Here is a 17438-nt window from a genome sequence, read left to right as displayed (position 1 = left end):
AAAATATTTGAAGATAACATCAACAAAATATATTATAGCGTGACCGTGTTTGATTTTCAATTTCTGTAAATGCAGAAACATGGAGTGTTCCCCAAATTATACGGAATAGCAGGGGTACTGTCATATCTAATTTATTGTTGCTTCTTTACCAACCATGAGCATTCGCGCCCGGATTGTCGTTGCCGTAGCCCTCCATAAGGTTAATCACGCCCCAGATACCAAGCCCGGCTCCAAGTGCTACAACAAGGGTCTGCAAAACGTCTACTGCGCTATTGAAAAATGCCATAAATATATCCTTTCTGCCGCGTCTGCGGCTGTCCGGCAAGCGGACAAAAGGCGGTCAGCGTATGCCGCCGCACAAAAAAACCGCCCTCTGGTAAAGGCGGCTGTCCCCGCGCTGCGTAAGCTCTGCGGCGCGGCGGTATTCAGTTGTAGGGGGTGCGGCTCCTGCCGCTGTGTACTGCGCCGGAAAGTAGGGGCGCGTATCATGTAGCCGATATTGATATATGTGATTGCTTCCATTCCTCCTTTCGGTGTCCCGCTGTGCTGCCGGACGGGTATTATTCAGACTTGCGGGAAGTGAATAGCTTGCATAGCAAGGTGTTCGCTTCCCGCAAGTTCACAAAGGGGTAGCTGCCGCAAGGCAGCGTAGGGGAAGTGTAGCTTCCCCTGTCCCGGCGGTCTGCCATGCTGTCACTGTTGCGGGATAAGCCCCCGGCGCGTGACATACTCCGTTGCAAAACAGCGGTGTTCCGCTTCCTTTTCCCGCCAATACTCCCATAATGCAGCGTCGGCGGCTTCCGCAACATTCATTAAAAACCGTTCAAGCTGCTTTTGTTTTTCCTCTGCTCTACGTTTCCTCATAGTCTGCGTCCTCCTGTAAGTCTGCTGCGTCAATCTCGTAATAGTCAAAAACCTCGTCGGGCTTGACAATGGCGGGGCGGCGTTTAAGGTGCTTTTCCATGTCAAAGACGTTCTTCGGGTCTGCGTCGGACAGGTACTTGTATTTCGGGTGCTTCGTTATGTCGAATTTGTCCGAAAAGAACGGGCGCACCCCGCGTAGCTGCAAGATACATTTCCCTCCGTCCATGACTGCGATTTCATCTTCCGTCATAAGCTGCTTTCCCAATTTCTGATAGTTCAGCCCATGCGAAAGCTCCCGCCCTCTGGTTTCGGAAGTGTTGAAGCTGTCAATGGTTTCTTTGCCTAAAATCTCCGATATTTCTTTGAGCGTCGTTTTTTCCTTGCCGCCCAAGAAAAGCGTGGTGTCGCAGTTGCCGACTATGGTATCGGCGTTGTCCTTGTAGATTGCCTTTAGCTGTGACTGGCTCTGCAAGATGATTGACGCGGAGATTTCCCGGCTCCGTATGGTTGCGATTAGCTTCTCAAATTTGGGGATTTGCCCAATATTCGCAAATTCATCTAACAGGCAGCGCACATGGACGGGAAGCCGCCCGCCGTATTCATCATCTGCTTTGTCGCACAAAAGGTTGAATAGCTGTGTGTAGAGAATACTCACGACAAAGTTAAAGGTGTCGTCGGTGTCGCTGATAATGACGAAAAGGGCGGTCTTTCTGTCCCCTATGGTGTCAAGCTCCATTTCGTCGGTTTCCATAAGCTCGCGCAGCTCCTTAATGTCGAATGGGGCTAACCTCGCGCCGCATGAGATAAGTATACTTTTTGCGGTCTTGCCAGAGACAAATTGTCAAGGACTTTTTCATCAAATTCACAAAAAATCCACAAAAAAGGTGCCAGAAGCACCGTATGGCTCCTGACACCTCGTTTGATAGATTACATTTTTCCGTTCAGCAGGTCTTTGCAGAGATACGCATAGTCTGGCAGCTGGTTGATATATGGCTCCCAGCGCCGCTTGATTTCGGCCAATTCCAGCGGATCGGCTGCTTCCAGCGCGTGATCGTTGCCCGTCATATATAGAACATCCGAAGCTACATCGTCCAAACACCTGCCGCAGAGATCGGCGGCTGATTCGATTCTGATACCGGTATCCACATAGACTGGATTTACGCCAATCGTCAGCCAGACATAGCCCACCTTGTCCGACCAGAGCAGTTCAAAATCAGGGCTTTGCCGCAGATGTTCCGCAAAGACTTCCTTTACTCGCTCAATTTCATGTTTCTCTTTTTCTGTGTAAAGCATTTTCGTGTCCTCCTTGACAAAAATTTTGGTGCGTACCATCATCAGTTTAGCACAAGACGGCTTCGTTTATCAGTCTGTCACATCTGCTGAATTTCATTTTTGAGCATACGCTTGATTTTATCGCTCATGGTTTCTGTGCTGGTATTGCTGAAATGGACATGAACCTTGTAGGTTGTCTTTCCGATTTTCTTTACCATCGCCGGCGTGTTTTCCGGCGCTCTGGACGCAGTAGCGGCGTCTGCCGACTGCATAGTACGGGGTTCTTTGTTCATGGCGCTCCTTTCTCCGAACGGGTCTGTGCCGCTCGGTAAAAAATCAATCGTGCTTACTGTTTACAATGTCTTTTGCTGCCTGTCGGGTAGCACCGGCATTTTCTTCCCGGAAATTCTTCCCGTCAAAGAGAATCGGCGCACACCGTTCCAGAATACGGTCATAGATACGGGCGTGGGCCAGGTCGGGCGGGTTCTTGAGTTCGGCCAGCTTCAGGTTGGTGGTGATTATCATGGGTCTGCGGCTGCGGTAGCGGCTGTCAATGACAAAAAACATCTGCTCCATCGCATACTCGGTACTGCGCTCCACACCCAAATCGTCAATGATAAGCAGGTCGTACTCGTCAAAGCTGGCGATAAAGTCGGCCCTGTCCTCAGAGAACATCCCCGTCAGGCGGTTCAGGATGGTGGGAAAGTTCGTCATCAGCACCGGCACATCCCGGTCAAGCAGGGCGTTGGCGATACAACCGGCGAAAAAGGACTTGCCGGTTCCCACATCCCCAAACAACAGCAGGCCGGTGTTGTTCCTGTATGCCTCCTTCCAGTTCTCCACATAGGCGCGGGCCTTGCCCATCAGGGGATTTTGGCCGTTGTCATTGGAAAATGTGTAGTCGTACAGATAACGGTCTTGCAAGCCCTGTGCCTTTCGGCGTTTGATACGCTCCATGCGGCGCTGCCGTTCTTCAGCAGCCTTGCGCTGCTCCTCAGCCTCCCGCTGGCACTGGCAGATGCAGCGCGGCATAAAGTAGCCGGATTTCCCGAAGCATGGCACAACGGTCTGCCTCTGGCCGCCGCATTTCTTACAGTGAATGAGCCCGTCTGCCGGGTCTATGTACTCGTCCCCGGCCAGTTCCATACCGACGGCTGCCTTGTCGATCAGCGCCCGGATTTCTGCGGTAATCTCAATCATACAGTTTCATCCTCCTTTACGCTGTAATCCCGGTTGCGGGTGGGCGGGGCCGCCTTTTTCGCGTCCTCACTGGCCCAGCGCCGGATGGTCGCTGCATGGCTCTGATAACGCTTGCCGGTAGAAGCCATGTACTCGGACAGCTTTTCGATGTACTGGCCCCATACAGTGGGAAAGCTGGCCTGCAAGTCTGCCAGTTCTTCATCCGTCAGGAAAACATTCTGGTAACGGCCATAGGTGTGGGCGGGGTGTCCCTTCTCTATCTCTCTCTTTATCTCTATCTCTTTCTCTAACTCTATCTCTATCTCTATCTCTGGTGGATGAATGTCGGACAAATGTCCGCCGTTTGTCCGAGGCGCAGAAAGAGCCTTGTTTTGGAGTCTTGCAGCCCGCTTTCGCTCGGCCTCGGTAGAGGACTGGCCGATTAAAAGTTCGATGTTGCTCATGTAGAATGTGCCGCTGTCCAGCACTTCCACAAGACCCAGCTTCAAAAAGATCTGCAAGGCTCTCTCCACAGTGCCGATCTGCTGGCGGGTAATGGTGGCGATCATCTGCGCCGTGTAAGGAATGTCCTCGTCAAGTTGAAGCCGTCCGCCATGTTTCAGCGATTTCAGATACAGCTTGAGCAGAATGTTGGAATACAGCACACCATCCTGCATACTTTCCAGCAGCACGATGGAATCATCGTCAAAATAGTTTTCTTTGAGTTTCAGGTAATAATATTTTCGGTTGTCTGACATAGGGTTCCTCCTTGGGGTTTCTCTTGGGATTCTGTACGCATTTTATGGCCGTTTTAGGGGTCGGAGGATAAATCTATCAGCCTGCCTTTGACACCATCGAAAAAAGCCTTGATTTACAAGGGTTTTTCAGCCCCTAAAGCGTGACATTTCTCCCGTTGTTTCCGCTTGCGCTTTGCGGCGTTGATCCGCTTCATGCGAGTGGAACATTCCGGGCAGTATTTGGCCCTGTTAGAACCGGGGGTAAACAGCGCCCCGCATACGGCGCATTTCTTCGCATTCAGCCGGTGGAACAGCGCCGTTTCCAGTTCCTTATCCTGCGGCAATACCGCCGTCCGAAACCACCTGCACAACAGGGAGTAGGAAATAGACTGGACACAGACACATTCCTCCCCATCGTCCAGGGCGATACAATTTCCGTCGATGTAGTTGCAGCACTCATGCACCAGCCTCCGCGCTCTGCGGTACTGGCGGTAATCCATGACGGGGATAGGTTCAGTCTTGTCGTTCTTCATAAATGATTTCTCTCACAAAGCAGGTAACCTCCTTGAATGAATTTATTATTAAATATTCGTGCAAAGTATTGTTTTCTTCGTGCAAAAGGCATATACTATAATTGCCAGCAGAAAGGGGTTGATCGTATGGCTGGAAATACCACAAACATCAGTATCCGCATGGACGCAGATTTGAAAGCACAGGCGGACGCACTGTTTACTGAACTTGGCATGAACCTGACTACGGCGTTTAACATCTTTGTGCGCCAGTCGCTTCGTGAAGGCGGCATTCCCTTTGAAGTAAGGCTGGAACAGCCGAACAAAGAAACGGTTGCTGCCATGCTGGAAGCGGAAAGGATTGCAAAAGACCCGTCTGTAAAGGGCTATAATGACCTTGACGAGTTGTTTGCTGACCTGAAAAGATGAAAGAAACCAAATATACCGTCAAGTACACGACCAGTTTCAAAAAGGACTACAAACGAGCCATCAAGCGTGGCTTGAAGATCGAGCTGCTGGAGCAGGTCGTAGCGTTGCTGGCAATGGGCGAACCGCTGCCAGATAAAAACCGTGACCATGACCTGTCCGGCGATTGGGCAGGCCATCGGGAATGTCATATTCTCCCGGACTGGCTGCTCATTTACCGTATCGAGGATGATGTGCTGGTGCTGACGCTGGCCCGCACCGGCACACACAGCGACTTGTTCGGCAAATAAACAGTCTGCCGCCGTATGGGGAAACCTGTACGGCGGTTTTTCTGTGTGCAAAAGTATGTCGTGAAACGCGGTAGCCCTTACCGCTCCGGCTCCCGGTCGTGAGACTTGTCCTGTTCCTGTCTGGACAGCTGCTCGGCGGTTTTGCGGAGCCGTTCCACTGCTTTCAAATCCTCCCGCATGGATTTCATGGCAAGCGTGTCCGTCTGCTTTCCAGCGGCCAGCTGGTCAATTTCCCGCTGCCATGCCTTTGGGGTGATTGCCTCGCCGCTGTCTTTCAGTTCTTTCAGATACCGGGTCGCTGCGTCATACAGAATCAGTTCCCGGCTGTGGCGCTGTTCAAACTGTTCCCGTTTTTCCGGCTTTACTTTGGCAAGCTGCTTGTGGATGGACTTGTACTGGTTGTACTGTTCCCACATCTCCCCGCGCTCGGTAAGGGTGGCGATCCGGCGCTCGGCCTTGACGATTTTTCCCCGCAGGTCATAGTAGCGGGTGTTCATATCTGCTATTTTTTCATGGAGCTGCTGCATGGACTGGATGCCGTTTGCCTGCAAAAAGCTGAACAGGGCGGCGCTCTCCTGCAAAGCTCGGATTTTGCCGGTGCGGGTGTCAGGCTGCTTGAGCTGCTGTTGGGCCTCCCACAAGTCAATCATGCTGGGCTGCTGGCCCTCCGGCTTTTCGGCTTCGGCCTTAGACCAGTTGTAAAGGCGGGTAATGCGGGCCTTGATTTCCTTGAGCAGCTTGTTGTCGGCGGCGATCTGCCGGTTTACTTCGCTCTTGTCGGTGCGGATGCCGCGCTTTTCCATTTGGCTGGCGGCTGGCCCCAGATGGACAGAGGGAATCTTATCAATGCCCTGCCGCTTGTAGCTGCGATGGTCAATGCGTTCCGGTCTGCCGGCAGATTCCAGCGCCCGATTGGTGTAGGCCGCCCACGCTGCCCGCCAAATCTCCACATTTCCTTTATCGTTCCAATCGGTTGTATCCTCACGATGATTTTTCCAGCCGCCTTTCCCATCCGGGATACGCTGTCCATTCTCGTCCAGATCGTATGCCTTGCGGCACTTTGCGCCCCACTGCCCATTTTCTTTCAGAGGCCGGAGCGTCAGCATGATATGGACATGAGGGTTGCCGGTTCCCTTGTCATGGATAGCAAAGTCGGCGCACATTCCTTTGTCTACAAAGTTGTCCTTCACATAGGCGCGCACAAGGGCAAGCTGCTGTTCACCGGACAGTTCACGGGGCAGGGCTGCTTCGATCTCGCGGGCAAGCTGGCTGTCCCTGGCTTTCTCGATCTGCTCCACACTGTTCCAAAGGGTGGAGCGGTCTGCAAATTCCGGCGGGGCGTGGGCGGGCAGCATGATCTCCGCATGGACAACGCCGCCCTTGCGGGTGTAATCGTGGGTAAGGCCGTCCCATTCATTCGTCAGCTTTGTTCCGCTGCGGTAGGCGGCTGCGGCAACAGCGGAACGGCCTGCGCTGCGCTTGATAATGCTGACGGGGATATGACAGAAATCTATGGGTGGCACCTCCTTTCGGTAAGGGGTATTCAGGCTCCGTGGAGCCGGACAGACGCGAAGCGGGTGTCTGGCTGCGCGGGGCGCACAAGGGGTTTGGGGAGTGTAGCGCCCCATCGCGCTCGGAGAGCGCAACAGCCCCCGGCAGGGCGCACGACACCGGCAACGGTGTATAAGTGCGCCCTTGTAAACAAGGGACTTACGGCTTGTCCCCGGATTTCGGCAGTTTTGCGGCCAGTTCTTCCGCCCCCGGAAGATGGGACAGGGCAATCAGGAACGCTTTGACCTCTACGCCGGGAAGGTCGGGGGCCAGAGGGAAAATGCCCTCCAAAACGGCCCCACGCTCAATCAGGCGGCGGGTGCGAACCCTGCGTTCTTCATTCCGCTGCTTGTTCTCCAAAATCTTCTTTCGGTTTTCAAGCTGCCGAATCTCCTTCAGGACTTTCTCCCGTTCTTCTTTTTGGGGGTGGGCTGTAATTTTTTCGTTCATGTCAGGCACCTCTTTTCTTTGAAAATACTCATAGATTGACCGTCCATTTCTGTCGAGCAAAGTACCGGCGCAGCCTCCGCAGTGCGGCATGGATGGATTTTCCCGCCTGTGATGGCGTGATACCCTCCATTGCGGCAATATCTTTCACTTTCATATCCAGAATATAGCGGGCGTGAACACGGCGAGCCTGCATAGGCGGCAGGGAGGAAATGGCTTCATACAATCGCCGTATCAGTTCTTCGTATTCGGCTAATTCTTCTTTTTCTATCAGGTAGTCCTCCGGCGATGGCTGCGCCCAGCCGATGGCGGCATTTTCGATTCCATCGTTACAATCGAGGGAATAAAACGCCTTATACCGGAACATCCTGCGATCTCTGGTGGCCTCGGCTCTCTTGTCCAGAAGAAACGTTTCGACGATCTCATCGGACACCTCCACAAAAATGTCCTCTTTGCAAAATGGATAATATTGTTTGAGATTGATGGTCTGCATAGGCACGCCCTCACTCTGTTTGAAAAAGGTCATCATAGCAGCGGCGCATATTCCGCAGCCCCCGGTGGATGGCAACGCTGACCTTGCTGCTGTGGACGCCCTCTATCCGAGAGATTTCCGGCTGCTTGATACCAGCAATGTAGTAGGCGTGAACACGGCGGGCCTGTGTCGGAGTGGCATGAGCCAGAGCCACCGGCAGAGCTGCAATCAGGTATAGGCGGGTGGTCATTTCTTCTCGTTCCAGCAAAATATCTTCCGGCGATCTGCTGTGTTCCAGTGCGTAATTTTCCAGCCAGCTGTATGCGTCCAGAGAGTAGTAGGCGCGGTGGTAGACTTTCCGACGCTCATAGTTCTCCATCTCCCGCTTGGCCTGATACATCGCTGCCCATACCTCGTCCGTAACATCCACAAACTCGTCATGCCGGTAGTGGGGATACATCCACCGCAGATTGATTGTTTTCATAGGCTTACCTCCTGAAAATCGGAGAGGCGGACAGCTCGTCCGCTGTCCGCCCCTCGCTGAGATAAGGGAAATAATCCCTTTCACTTGGTAGCCAGAAAACAGGTCATTCGTTAAGCCTGTTCTCAAAGAAATTTATAAATTTTTTTCTGACCGCCTCCACACTTTGATAAACAGCCACTTTGGAGCAGCCGCACAGCACACCGATCTCTGCAAGGCTCAGCCCGTCAAGCGCATAGAGCAGGAACCGGCGGCGCTGGGCCTCGGTACAGGTGTCCAGAACAGCCATCAGCTCATGCAGCGTTTCCATGCGGCAAAGGTATTCCTCCGGCGTTTCGCCGTAGACCCCTACACCCTCGGTGGTAATGATGTACTCGTCAAACTCCCGGCCATCCCAATGCCGCCGCTGTTCATGGAACAGATTCTCCGTTTTATGATCGGCCTGGTCAAGAAATTCATAGACTTCCAGCGTGACCTCCACGGCCACAGCTTGTCCGTTATAATTGATGGTAACTTCCATCTGCCTTTCCTCCATTCAGATTTTTTGGGTAAATCTGCATGGGGCGGCGGGGAGCGGCACCGGGGATAAAGTTCGGGCCATGCTGACCCGATGTTCCGGCTCCACAGGGACAAAAAAGCGCCCGGACGGCATAAAGCCATACGAGCGTAATAGAGTATATTTTGCTGTTTAGTTACATGGTATAGTGCATACTTCTGACCGCATTGCTCCGCTGCTGGGAACAGGCTTTTTTTAGCTGGTGCAGGTCATGGGTACTGTGAAAAAAGGCAAGCATAGACACGGCGGCAATCCTCCTATATGCCGCCGTGGATTTACACGGTGTTAGGGTCGTCGTAGACTTGCCGATAGGCAAAAAGAAGCGGCGGCTCTGAAAATCAAAGCCGCCGTAATTTAGAAATGGCGCGTGAAAATACCTCTGCTTTGCGACGGCTTTTTTTCTTTTGCCGTCGTCCGGCAGATTATTTCTTTATGAGTAAGGGCGAAAAATCAATCGTAATCATAAAATTATGGTCATGTATTTCAATTATTGGATTTGTACAATTCATCATAAGTAATAGCTTTTTCACAATGTAAAGTCCTTGTCCAGACGTACCATTACTTCTTGAAACATCTGCTACATAAAAGCGTTCCAACAGTTTTGAATATTCTTCTGTAGGAATAGATGCAACAGGATTTTTAATACAGAGTTGTACAGAATCTGCGATATTAATTAGTTGAATTACAACATTATTTGTAGTGGATGTTACCGCATTGAATATAAGATTTTGTATAATGCGAATACACGCCTTTCTGTCAGCATTAAGATAGATGTCCATATTAGGTATTTCTATTTGGGGTTCAATTCCATTAACGCTGAAAATCGAATAATTGTCTAGCAGGATTTCAGTAAGCAATGAGCATAGCTCAACCTTTTCATAGTAAAATGGATATTGTCCTGCTTCTAAAAGAGAGATTTGATAAAAGTCATCTATGAGACGTTCTAATCTCAATGCTTTTCCGGATAATGCTGAAATATATTCCGCTCTTTTTTCATCAGGCGCACTTGATAGAAGTTGCAAATATCCGCGAATGGAAGTTAGTGGTGTCCGTAAATCATGAGAAAGGCAAGAAATATTCTCTTTTAATTCATTCTCCTTTTTTTGAATTTCGCCCAGATAAATATTATCTTTTGATACAATCTGATTTATGATTTCAACCAAATGCTCTAACCGCCTATCAGATAAAGACACTGTAACTAACTTTTTCGTTTTTCTATTCAGAATAGCATTTAGTTGGACGATTACTTTATATATCTGTATTTTCCAGTTAATTAAAGAAATTGAAAGGATAATGACCAATGCTATCAGAACAAGAAACATAATCGCCCAACCCATATTCTACCTCCCTTTTACTTGATTTCTTTTCTAATCATAATAAGACCGCCAACAATCAAAAGAGAAATGCACCCTATGAAATAGAATGGTAAATGCTCAATAATACCCATTGTGCGACAAGAGCTGAAATTCATCCAATAGTACATAGGATTTCCATATACAAAAAATTTTAAGGGTATTGAAACCGTCTCCATATCACTCCATAGCATTAAGTAAACAGACGCTCCACTGAATACATATAAGCAGCAAATCCCTGTTACAATCCCTGTATTTTGAATAACGACACATAAAAAAATAGAAATGCTTTCTAATGCTAATAAAACCGTTCCGCAAGCAAGAGCCCATCCCAAAAGGTTTATTACTTCACTCGCAGTTGGAATGTAACCGGATTGTATGATTTCAATAACGAAAAATGTAGCTACAAAAATCAGATACGTTATCAGAGACACCACCAATATTGTAATCGCTTTGGTGTAGTAGAGAATAGTTCGTTTAGTGCCGTATGCAACAGATAATTTGATTGTACCCGTATTATATTCTTTTGTAAAAAATATGGTTGCAAATAAAATGCCAATAATCCAGAAAAAGGCTGTATATGCAAGAGATGAGCGGGCAACAGTTTGAAACGTTGGTATTTCACTAGATAGATAACACTTAGCTTGAAATCCGATTACACTTTCTGTTCCATCTCCGGCTCCAAAAAAAGTCATGTCACCAAGTGCAAAAGAGACCATTATAACCGCCGCACATACGCCTAATATAGTTATCAATATCTTTGAGTGACGCAATTTATAAAATTCAGCTTTAAAATGGTTAATCATTTTGGCACCCTCCTATCAAATTAGTGTAATAAGTTTCAAGACTATCTCCAGATTGTGCTAACTGATAAATCGTAATGTTATTTGCACTTAGCAACGCTGATACTTTTCCGGCATTTTCAACATAATCATATAGATGAATACTTTTGTCTGGCATAACAGAAAAATTTGAAGTATTCAGTTTGCTTTCCAATAAAACACTAGCAGCAGCTACATCATTCACTTGCAACAACAGATGCTTTTTGCAGCGTTTGTCTAACTCTGTAGCGGTAATTTCCTGTAAAAGTTTCCCCTCATGTAAGATACCATATCTATTTGCTAATTGATGAAGTTCCGTGAGAATGTGACTTGAAATCAAAATAGTGATTCCACGTTCTTTATTTAGTCTTTTGAGTAAGTTTCTTAATTCGATAATTCCAGTAGGGTCTAGTCCGTTAATTGGTTCATCTAGTACGAGAAATTCAGGATTCCCAAGCAAAGCGATTGCGAGAGCTAGTCTCTGCCGCATACCCAAAGAGAAATCTTTTGCTTTTTTCTTTCCGGTATCTTTCAAACCAACTAATGCTAAAGCATTATCAATGCAACCTTTTCCTGGAATACCGCGTTGCAAACGTTGTACCTCCAAATTTTCATAGGCTGTCATATCAAGATAAAGAGAAGGGCTCTCAATAATACAGCCAATGCGCTCACGCTGCTTTGCAAGTTTCTTATTGCTTTCACCGAATAAAGCAATTTTGCCAGTAGTAGGTTCTGCCAGTCCGGTTAGTAAACGAATCATTGTTGTTTTACCGGCACCGTTTTCTCCGATAAACCCATAAATATCTCCTTGCATTACAGACATAGATACTTGATTTAGGGCTAGTGTATTGCGATACTTTTTTGTGATGTTGATAGCTTCAAAAACTGTTACGTTCATTTTTTCACAGCTCCTTTCTTGTTATTTAGTATCGCAGACAATTCCTTGAATAATCTAAAGGTAAAGCTAAAGATTATCTAAAGCTCACTTTGCAAATCGGTAACCCAAGCCCCATATGGTCTTAATTCGGCAGCCTTCGCCCTTTGATTTTTTTCGTAAGTTACTTATATGTGTGTTAATGACATCATTATCCCTTGCAAATGGTTCTTGCCAAATACTTTCATAAAGATTTTGCTTAGAAAAAACTTTATCAGGATATTTCGCCAGTAGTTCTACAAGTTGATACTCTTTTGCTGTAAGCACAATAATTTCGTCTGCAACAGTAACTATCTTTGAAGATGTATTAATGGAAAGTTCTCCAAAGGTCAAACAAAGATTGGGAGTATCTTTTTGACTTCTTAGCAAATTGCGTTCAATTCGCGCTAGTAATTCGTCCAAATCAAACGGCTTTGTTAAATAGTCATCAGCACCCAAGCGTAGCAGTTCGACTTTGTTGAATGTTAAACTTTTTGCAGAAACAACAATTACAGGTACGTCTGAAAATTTTCTGATATTTCTAATTAACTCATCTCCACTGATAAAAGGAAGCATTAAATCTAAAATAATTAAATCTGGGGATAATTCTTTTATACGTTCAATCGCATTTGCACCAGTAAGTGTGAAGAAGACTTGATAATTGTACTTTTCCAGATGGTCTTTTATCATAACGCAAATTTCTTTATCATCTTCGATAATTAAAACATTATTCATGTTGAAACTCCTTTCTGCGTCTATCAGTCGGCTTTTCCGCGTCCTTTGGGATCAGCCAAACACCAGCCATATTCACAGCGCCAGGGATACGCCCACCAGCGCAATAATAATTTGCACTACGAGGTGTCACGCCCCACTTTTCGGCGGCCTCTTTCAATGTCATATAGTCCATTTCGCACCTCCACAGAGTACATTATAGTTCTCTTTTTCGAACAATGCAAGAAACGGGATATGAATTATAAACTTCAACTAACCTGCATACAGTGACATTCCACAGGCGAAGTATGAATTATACAATGTAACAGGGTGATATTATATGGCGAAAGTTGAAGATTGTCCCGGTTTTGAAACCTTCGGCGCAGATGTCAAAGCCGCACGAGAGGCAAAGCGTCTGGCACGAAAAACATTGGCGGAAATGGTTGGGATTGAATGGCGGTATCTTGCCAACATTGAGAATCAAGGTGCAATTCCGAGCCTGCCTGTGATGATCCAATTGATTAAGATCTGCGGACTTCCCGTGGAACGGTATTTTAACCCGGAGATCATGCGGGAAGAAAGCGAACAGCGGCAACGGGTCAGCCACAAGCTGAAACTCTGCCCTGAAGAATACCTGCCGATTATCGAAGGTGCCATAGACGGGGCGCTCAAAATGGAACAGACTGCGAAGCAGAAGGAGGACGCATAATCGCGGCCTCCTTCTGGCATTTCTATATCAAGGTTCCCGGCACTTTTCCAAAAGTTCCTGACACCTCTGCTGGATTTCTCTGGTTTCTGTCACAGTCAGTTCACGCTCGTTTCCGGTAATTTTATCTTCCAGAAAGTTGGCGTATGTACCCAGCAAAGCGTTCCGTAAATCCTCTGGGGTTTTCTGTATCTCGGCGCTATACCAGTCATTCCGGTGGGGTTCCCATGCCATCAATGTATAACCGTGGCTGGTCTGAACCACCTCATACAGAGGGTCATCATCCAGATATGCCTGAAACACTTCCAGAACCTTTTCAAAGGTCAGCATTTCCCACACCTCCCATTCAGCTGCAAATCAGTTCCCTGAGTAAAATTTCCTCAATCTGTGCCGTTAATGTGTTCATCAGCCCCACCCAGCGCATGGGGTCACGGGCTTTCAGTTCCTCGGTGACGCCCGCCGCCTCCATCATGCGGGGCAGCATGGCGTCCATCCGCTCCCGCGCCGCCCGATCAATCTCCAACAGGTGCGGGTACAGCTTTTCGCTCAAAATCAAGCTGCTATAAAGGCCGGGCCGGTGTTCCTTCAGGTAGCGTTGCCGCATACGGCCATACTTGCCGATGGGGGCCTCCGGCTGCTCGGAAAGTTTCAGATCAGGGATGTAGTAATCTCCGCAGCGGGTGTAAGTCAATTCGCTCATGTTCATTCTCCTTTGCACTGTAATGGTTAAACTGTGGCACTGGCCGATACGGTGGCCTTGCGCGGCTCCTGCCTGGGTAACTGGCTGACGGTGGTAAAAATGCCCTTCTCCATGTCCTCGGCCCGGATTGTGGCCTTTGCTGCCTCCACCTGGGCCTTGCGTTTGGCGTTGTAGCGTTTTTCCCATTCCTTCTGCTTGCCGTTGGCCTTGCGGCGTAAGTAGTTCTGGTGAAGCCTGTCCTTGCGTTCCTCCTTCTTCCGCAGTTCTTCTTGTTCTTCCGGGGTCAGTGGAACCGGCTGCAAGGCGGGCGGGATATACCGGCCCACAAAATTGAAGTAGATTTCAACCTCCTGCGTAGTGTCCTGGCTGCCTTTTCGGGCGCGTTCGTGGACAAGGATTTTCTCTACAAACTCGTTGAGCATGGTGTTTGTCAGCGTGTCAAAATTCTCGTACTTATCAATCAGGGCTATAAATTTCTCCGCTGATTTCTGGCTCTGCTCATAGCCGGTAACAGCCTTTTCCAACTCCGCAATTTCAATCTCAAGTGCATCCTGCTCTTTGGCATACTGTGCATCAAGCGCCTTATATCGTGCATCCGGCAGCTTGCCGAGGGCGTTGTCCTCATAGATTTTGCAAATCAGTTTTTCCAGTTCTCCGGCTCTCTTTTGGGCAGCAGCCAGACGCCTGCGCTTTTTCGATATATCGGCACTCTGTTGAGCAACCTGCGTCTCCTGAACAGTGTGAATAAATTCCGTCCGGTCATTTCTCGAATATTCAGCGATAGCCCGGAGCGTGTCGGAAACCAATGTCAGGACAGCACTCTCATTGATACGGTGTTGTGTAGGGCATAGTGTCCCACACGGAACTTTGGTATAATTGGAACAGGTATATTGAGAAACCCGCTTGCCATTGTTGGTGCGGTGGACATACATCTTGCCGCCGCAATCGGCACAATAGAGCAAGCCTGTGAGGGGAGCCGCTTCGCCCCAGCCGTTTGGATAACGCCGTACATTGCTGCGGATTTTCTGCGCCAAATCAAAGGTCTGCTGGTCGATAATGGCTTCATGGGTATTCTCAAAGATCGTCCATTCGTCCTCAGAAACATAGTGGCTTTTCTTGTCCTTAAAGTGCTTGCGGGTCTTGAAATTGATGGTATGCCCTAAATACTCTCGTTTTTTCAAAATGTTCACGATGGTAGATGATCCCCATCCATATGGGTCTTTGATCGGCTTTGAACGGTTCACACCCTCGTTGAAGCGGGCAAGGTGTACGACAGGAATTTCAATCCGGTCTGTGGATAATTTGCAGGCGATCTGGTAAGGCCCATATCCCTCCAGCGTGAGGGAGAATATACGGCGTACCACTTCGGCAGCTTCCTCATCTACCAGCCAATGCTCCCGTTTTTCGTCCCATAAGTAGCCGTAAATCACAGTGCCGGTCAGGTGCTTGCCACTCATGCCTTTTGACTTAAACACAGAGCGGATTTTCCGGCTGGTATCACGGGCGTAAAATTCATTCATAATGTTACGGAAGGGCGTAAAATCGTCATCGCCTTTCAGACTGTCCACACCGTCGTTGATGGCGATCAGCCGGACGCCGCGCTGCCGCAAAATCTCCATGACCTGGCCGACTTTCAGATAATCGCGCCCCAGGCGGCTCATGTCTTTGATAACAATGGCCTCCACCCGTCCGGCCTCGACTTCCTCCATCATCGCCAGAAATCCGGGGCGGTCAAAACGGGTGCCGGAGATACCATCATCGGTAAAGTGCGTAGGGTTGGGCAGCCCGTTCCGGCGGGCAAAATCCTCTAACATCTGCTTTTGGTTGGATATGGAATTGCTCTCGCCCTGTAACTCATCGTCCCGGCTCAGGCGCTCGTACAGTGGGGTAATTTTTTCATTTCTCATGGCTGTACCTCCTGAAACAAAAATGCTCTAAGTGATTGCTTCACTAACCATGACAAAATCATGATTAAGAAGTCACTTAGAGCATATATCACCCGCCGCAAGTTTGTATTTTTTGTACTGCTTGACTGCAAAATGTTCCGGGTCTTTTTCTTCCAGACGTTCAAACATAAGGTCAACCGGGTTCTGGAAATCCTCGTCGTCCTCGCGGGCTTCCGACGCATTTATCATTTCAAGCAGCGTCGTGAAGTTCTTCTCGTCCTCCGGGGCTTCATACCAGATATAGCCGATTAGCGCGGTGTAGTAGAGCTTTTCCGCTTTCACCCAGAAATCCTCGCCGGATTTTTCCCCGTCGCCTTTGGTATTGGCGATAATGGTATTGACTAACTTCAAAATGTCCTTTTCGCTCCGCAAATAGGCAAAGGGATTGTATTTCATGGATTTTTTGAAGTTAATCGTATTTAACACTTTGATACGGTATTTGTACCGCTGTAACATTTTCCCGGTTTCCAAAATCAGTGTTCCTTTCGGGTCTGTGACAATATACGAAGTCGGAAAATCCTTTGACGTACATTGCATGAGCGACGGTTTCACAAAGAACCGGGTCTTGCCGCTGCCAGAACCGCCGATTACAAGGATATTTTTGTTTCTTGCGTATTTCGGCTGCTTCGGGCGGCTGTTCATGGTAAGCCGTTCCGTCTGTGTTAAAGGGATATTGTTTTCAAATACCGGGTCTGTGTACGGCTTTATATCGTCAGCTCCGCCCCAACGCGCCGAACCGTATTCTGTCCCGCGGCGGTATTTCTTCGCGTTCTTGCCTTTGGTGTAGATAATCAGCCGGACAATGACCGCCCCCGCAATGCCGATAAGTAAATCTGCCGGGTGGAAGCTCGGTGCGATATTGGAAAAGGCGGCGGTAAAACCGTCCCTAAGATGTAGCAGCTTTGCGCTTGCGTCCGCGCCGGGGGAGAGCCGGACAGCCGCGCCCACTTTATCAAAGAGCCAGACAAAGAGCAGATACGGGAGATTTAGGATAAGCAGCTTCTTGATTTCCGGCTTCATAGCGATACCTCCCTGTCCTTGTTCTTGACTTTCGCCCGTTCCGCGTTTCTGCCTTGTGCAGCTTCTTTGAGCGTAGAGAGCAGTTTTCGGATTGAGGGCTTTTTCTCCTGTGTCAGCTTCTTTGCGGAAAACTCCTTAAAGGCTGCGGTCAGCACGTCCGCGTCCCGTCCCTTGAAGAAAACCAGATAGCGGGGCGGGCTTTCCGTCGCGTCCTTTTTCAGCGCAAAGTCGATACCGTACTTTTTCGCCGTACCCTCAAAGGCTTTGATATTGCCCTCGGTAATCTCAATGTTGGAAACGCCCGCGTTCTGCTTCATAAGCTGCTTTAGGCTCTGCTTGCCCTGTGGCTGTTTCGTAAGCTGCTTTTTGCCCTTTGACAGAATGGCTTTCATTGCCTTTTGGAGCGTCTGCGCGGTCAGCTTCCCGGTCTTGATGTAAAGGGCTATGGTCTTTTCGTTTACTTCGTCCTGCAATTTCTCGCGTCC

Annotated in this window: 23 protein-coding genes and 3 pseudogenes; 3 read left to right on the top strand and 23 right to left on the bottom strand. The window is 48.6% G+C overall.

What is annotated here, in order from left to right; translation table 11 throughout:
- Positions 1–151 precede the first annotated feature (151 nt).
- The 8 genes and pseudogenes from DW835_RS13470 to DW835_RS13440 form a co-directional block, all read right to left on the bottom strand.
- Positions 152–286, bottom strand: a pseudogene (locus DW835_RS13470) (Maff2 family protein); the annotation flags it as partial.
- Positions 287–693: 407 nt separating this feature from the next.
- The gene (locus tag DW835_RS18230; RefSeq protein WP_181975800.1) at positions 694–864 is read right to left on the bottom strand and encodes a hypothetical protein; all 171 of its coding nucleotides are present in this window, start codon (positions 862–864) and stop codon (positions 694–696) included.
- A pseudogene (locus DW835_RS13465) lies at positions 851–1696 on the bottom strand (TraG/TraD/VirD4 family protein); the annotation flags it as partial. The gene DW835_RS18230 and the pseudogene DW835_RS13465, both read right to left, overlap by 14 nt.
- A gap of 95 nt (positions 1697–1791) precedes the next feature.
- A complete protein-coding gene (locus DW835_RS13460; RefSeq protein ID WP_117950399.1) occupies positions 1792–2157 on the bottom strand; it encodes a hypothetical protein in 366 nt (121 codons plus the stop codon).
- Between the two features lie 77 nt (positions 2158–2234).
- Complete coding sequence (locus tag DW835_RS13455; protein WP_117950401.1) at positions 2235–2429, bottom strand: transposon-encoded TnpW family protein; 195 nt, start codon at positions 2427–2429, stop codon at positions 2235–2237.
- A gap of 43 nt (positions 2430–2472) precedes the next feature.
- On the bottom strand, positions 2473–3336 hold the full coding sequence (locus tag DW835_RS13450; RefSeq protein WP_118203689.1) for an ATP-binding protein: 864 nt from the start codon (positions 3334–3336) through the stop codon (positions 2473–2475).
- Positions 3333–4073 carry a phage replisome organizer N-terminal domain-containing protein gene (locus tag DW835_RS13445; protein ID WP_118209248.1) on the bottom strand — a complete coding sequence of 247 codons (741 nt, stop codon included), beginning with the start codon at positions 4071–4073 and terminating at the stop codon, positions 3333–3335. Before DW835_RS13445 ends, DW835_RS13450 begins: the two co-directional genes overlap by 4 nt.
- A 113-nt stretch (positions 4074–4186) precedes the next feature.
- The gene (locus tag DW835_RS13440) at positions 4187–4585 is read right to left on the bottom strand and encodes a cysteine-rich VLP domain-containing protein (RefSeq protein ID WP_118209249.1); all 399 of its coding nucleotides are present in this window, start codon (positions 4583–4585) and stop codon (positions 4187–4189) included.
- Between the two features lie 126 nt (positions 4586–4711).
- Between DW835_RS13440 and DW835_RS13435 the strand changes: the two genes are divergently transcribed.
- Together DW835_RS13435 and DW835_RS13430 are read left to right on the top strand one after the other, a co-directional pair.
- Positions 4712–4990: a type II toxin-antitoxin system RelB/DinJ family antitoxin gene (locus DW835_RS13435; protein ID WP_005924829.1), complete on the top strand. Its 279-nt coding sequence runs from the start codon at positions 4712–4714 to the stop codon at positions 4988–4990.
- Complete coding sequence (locus DW835_RS13430; RefSeq protein WP_118012927.1) at positions 4987–5277, top strand: type II toxin-antitoxin system YafQ family toxin; 291 nt, start codon at positions 4987–4989, stop codon at positions 5275–5277. Before DW835_RS13435 ends, DW835_RS13430 begins: the two co-directional genes overlap by 4 nt.
- A gap of 77 nt (positions 5278–5354) precedes the next feature.
- Here the strand turns inward: DW835_RS13430 and mobQ are convergent, their stop codons facing one another.
- The 10 genes from mobQ to DW835_RS13380 all read right to left on the bottom strand — a co-directional run bounded on the left by mobQ (position 5355) and on the right by DW835_RS13380 (position 12777).
- Entirely contained in the window at positions 5355–6800 is a 1446-nt protein-coding gene (gene mobQ / locus DW835_RS13425; protein ID WP_117949874.1) for a MobQ family relaxase, read from the bottom strand.
- A gap of 187 nt (positions 6801–6987) precedes the next feature.
- Positions 6988–7278, bottom strand: a complete 291-nt coding sequence (locus tag DW835_RS13420; protein ID WP_110102431.1) for a DUF3847 domain-containing protein — start codon at positions 7276–7278, stop codon at positions 6988–6990.
- 28 nt (positions 7279–7306) lie between these two features.
- Positions 7307–7768, bottom strand: a complete 462-nt coding sequence (locus DW835_RS13415; RefSeq protein ID WP_117949872.1) for a sigma factor-like helix-turn-helix DNA-binding protein — start codon at positions 7766–7768, stop codon at positions 7307–7309.
- Between the two features lie 10 nt (positions 7769–7778).
- Positions 7779–8231: an RNA polymerase subunit sigma-24 gene (locus DW835_RS13410; RefSeq protein WP_117949870.1), complete on the bottom strand. Its 453-nt coding sequence runs from the start codon at positions 8229–8231 to the stop codon at positions 7779–7781.
- 103 nt (positions 8232–8334) lie between these two features.
- Positions 8335–8748 carry a sigma factor-like helix-turn-helix DNA-binding protein gene (locus tag DW835_RS13405; RefSeq protein ID WP_118012932.1) on the bottom strand — a complete coding sequence of 138 codons (414 nt, stop codon included), beginning with the start codon at positions 8746–8748 and terminating at the stop codon, positions 8335–8337.
- A gap of 458 nt (positions 8749–9206) precedes the next feature.
- Positions 9207–10121, bottom strand: coding sequence for a HAMP domain-containing sensor histidine kinase (locus DW835_RS13400; protein WP_014081148.1), 915 nt, complete (start codon positions 10119–10121; stop codon positions 9207–9209).
- A gap of 14 nt (positions 10122–10135) precedes the next feature.
- Positions 10136–10942: an ABC transporter permease gene (locus DW835_RS13395; RefSeq protein WP_055057437.1), complete on the bottom strand. Its 807-nt coding sequence runs from the start codon at positions 10940–10942 to the stop codon at positions 10136–10138.
- Positions 10935–11855 (bottom strand): ATP-binding cassette domain-containing protein, encoded by a 921-nt coding sequence (locus DW835_RS13390; RefSeq protein WP_015533989.1) that lies wholly within the window; start codon positions 11853–11855, stop codon positions 10935–10937. The genes DW835_RS13395 and DW835_RS13390 overlap by 8 nt, the downstream gene beginning before the upstream one ends.
- Before the next feature lie 84 nt (positions 11856–11939).
- Positions 11940–12605 carry a response regulator transcription factor gene (locus DW835_RS13385; protein WP_118731288.1) on the bottom strand — a complete coding sequence of 222 codons (666 nt, stop codon included), beginning with the start codon at positions 12603–12605 and terminating at the stop codon, positions 11940–11942.
- Positions 12598–12777: a helix-turn-helix domain-containing protein gene (locus DW835_RS13380; protein ID WP_117949865.1), complete on the bottom strand. Its 180-nt coding sequence runs from the start codon at positions 12775–12777 to the stop codon at positions 12598–12600. Before DW835_RS13380 ends, DW835_RS13385 begins: the two co-directional genes overlap by 8 nt.
- A 144-nt stretch (positions 12778–12921) precedes the next feature.
- Between DW835_RS13380 and DW835_RS13375 the strand changes: the two genes are divergently transcribed.
- A complete protein-coding gene (locus DW835_RS13375) occupies positions 12922–13290 on the top strand; it encodes a helix-turn-helix transcriptional regulator (protein ID WP_002596316.1) in 369 nt (122 codons plus the stop codon).
- Positions 13291–13317: 27 nt separating this feature from the next.
- Here the strand turns inward: DW835_RS13375 and DW835_RS13370 are convergent, their stop codons facing one another.
- The 5 genes and pseudogenes from DW835_RS13370 to DW835_RS13350 all read right to left on the bottom strand — a co-directional run bounded on the left by DW835_RS13370 (position 13318) and on the right by DW835_RS13350 (position 17426).
- The gene (locus DW835_RS13370) at positions 13318–13617 is read right to left on the bottom strand and encodes a hypothetical protein (RefSeq protein ID WP_117949863.1); all 300 of its coding nucleotides are present in this window, start codon (positions 13615–13617) and stop codon (positions 13318–13320) included.
- Positions 13618–13633: 16 nt separating this feature from the next.
- Entirely contained in the window at positions 13634–13987 is a 354-nt protein-coding gene (locus DW835_RS13365) for a TnpV protein (RefSeq protein ID WP_117949861.1), read from the bottom strand.
- 26 nt (positions 13988–14013) lie between these two features.
- Positions 14014–15894, bottom strand: coding sequence for a recombinase family protein (locus DW835_RS13360; RefSeq protein ID WP_118505233.1), 1881 nt, complete (start codon positions 15892–15894; stop codon positions 14014–14016).
- Positions 15895–15984: 90 nt separating this feature from the next.
- Positions 15985–16953: pseudogene (locus DW835_RS13355) on the bottom strand (type IV secretory system conjugative DNA transfer family protein); the annotation flags it as partial.
- Positions 16950–17426, bottom strand: a complete 477-nt coding sequence (locus tag DW835_RS13350) for a PcfB family protein (protein ID WP_118399232.1) — start codon at positions 17424–17426, stop codon at positions 16950–16952. The gene DW835_RS13350 and the pseudogene DW835_RS13355, both read right to left, overlap by 4 nt.
- Positions 17427–17438: the final 12 nt, after the last annotated feature.

The sequence above is a fragment of the Clostridium sp. AM34-9AC genome (assembly GCF_003480225.1).
Taxonomy (GTDB): Bacteria; Bacillota; Clostridia; order Lachnospirales; family Lachnospiraceae; genus Acetatifactor; species Acetatifactor acetigignens.
The sequence above is the reverse complement of the archived record's forward strand: the minus strand, read 5'-3'. Positions and strand labels throughout refer to the sequence as shown.

What these genes read in the sequence shown, in the direction of transcription:
- DW835_RS18230 (WP_181975800.1), bottom strand. Translation starts at nt 864, where the DNA reads ATGAGGAAACGTAGAGCAGAGGAAAAACAAAAGCAGCTTGAACGGTTT.
- DW835_RS13460 (WP_117950399.1), bottom strand. Translation starts at nt 2,157, where the DNA reads ATGCTTTACACAGAAAAAGAGAAACATGAAATTGAGCGAGTAAAGGAA.
- DW835_RS13455 (WP_117950401.1), bottom strand. Translation starts at nt 2,429, where the DNA reads ATGAACAAAGAACCCCGTACTATGCAGTCGGCAGACGCCGCTACTGCG.
- DW835_RS13450 (WP_118203689.1), bottom strand. Translation starts at nt 3,336, where the DNA reads ATGATTGAGATTACCGCAGAAATCCGGGCGCTGATCGACAAGGCAGCC.
- DW835_RS13445 (WP_118209248.1), bottom strand. Translation starts at nt 4,073, where the DNA reads ATGTCAGACAACCGAAAATATTATTACCTGAAACTCAAAGAAAACTAT.
- DW835_RS13440 (WP_118209249.1), bottom strand. Translation starts at nt 4,585, where the DNA reads ATGAAGAACGACAAGACTGAACCTATCCCCGTCATGGATTACCGCCAG.
- DW835_RS13435 (WP_005924829.1), top strand. Translation starts at nt 4,712, where the DNA reads ATGGCTGGAAATACCACAAACATCAGTATCCGCATGGACGCAGATTTG.
- DW835_RS13430 (WP_118012927.1), top strand. Translation starts at nt 4,987, where the DNA reads ATGAAAGAAACCAAATATACCGTCAAGTACACGACCAGTTTCAAAAAG.
- DW835_RS13420 (WP_110102431.1), bottom strand. Translation starts at nt 7,278, where the DNA reads ATGAACGAAAAAATTACAGCCCACCCCCAAAAAGAAGAACGGGAGAAA.
- DW835_RS13415 (WP_117949872.1), bottom strand. Translation starts at nt 7,768, where the DNA reads ATGCAGACCATCAATCTCAAACAATATTATCCATTTTGCAAAGAGGAC.
- DW835_RS13410 (WP_117949870.1), bottom strand. Translation starts at nt 8,231, where the DNA reads ATGAAAACAATCAATCTGCGGTGGATGTATCCCCACTACCGGCATGAC.
- DW835_RS13405 (WP_118012932.1), bottom strand. Translation starts at nt 8,748, where the DNA reads ATGGAAGTTACCATCAATTATAACGGACAAGCTGTGGCCGTGGAGGTC.
- DW835_RS13400 (WP_014081148.1), bottom strand. Translation starts at nt 10,121, where the DNA reads ATGGGTTGGGCGATTATGTTTCTTGTTCTGATAGCATTGGTCATTATC.
- DW835_RS13395 (WP_055057437.1), bottom strand. Translation starts at nt 10,942, where the DNA reads ATGATTAACCATTTTAAAGCTGAATTTTATAAATTGCGTCACTCAAAG.
- DW835_RS13390 (WP_015533989.1), bottom strand. Translation starts at nt 11,855, where the DNA reads ATGAACGTAACAGTTTTTGAAGCTATCAACATCACAAAAAAGTATCGC.
- DW835_RS13385 (WP_118731288.1), bottom strand. Translation starts at nt 12,605, where the DNA reads ATGAATAATGTTTTAATTATCGAAGATGATAAAGAAATTTGCGTTATG.
- DW835_RS13380 (WP_117949865.1), bottom strand. Translation starts at nt 12,777, where the DNA reads ATGGACTATATGACATTGAAAGAGGCCGCCGAAAAGTGGGGCGTGACA.
- DW835_RS13375 (WP_002596316.1), top strand. Translation starts at nt 12,922, where the DNA reads ATGGCGAAAGTTGAAGATTGTCCCGGTTTTGAAACCTTCGGCGCAGAT.
- DW835_RS13370 (WP_117949863.1), bottom strand. Translation starts at nt 13,617, where the DNA reads ATGCTGACCTTTGAAAAGGTTCTGGAAGTGTTTCAGGCATATCTGGAT.
- DW835_RS13365 (WP_117949861.1), bottom strand. Translation starts at nt 13,987, where the DNA reads ATGAGCGAATTGACTTACACCCGCTGCGGAGATTACTACATCCCTGAT.
- DW835_RS13360 (WP_118505233.1), bottom strand. Translation starts at nt 15,894, where the DNA reads ATGAGAAATGAAAAAATTACCCCACTGTACGAGCGCCTGAGCCGGGAC.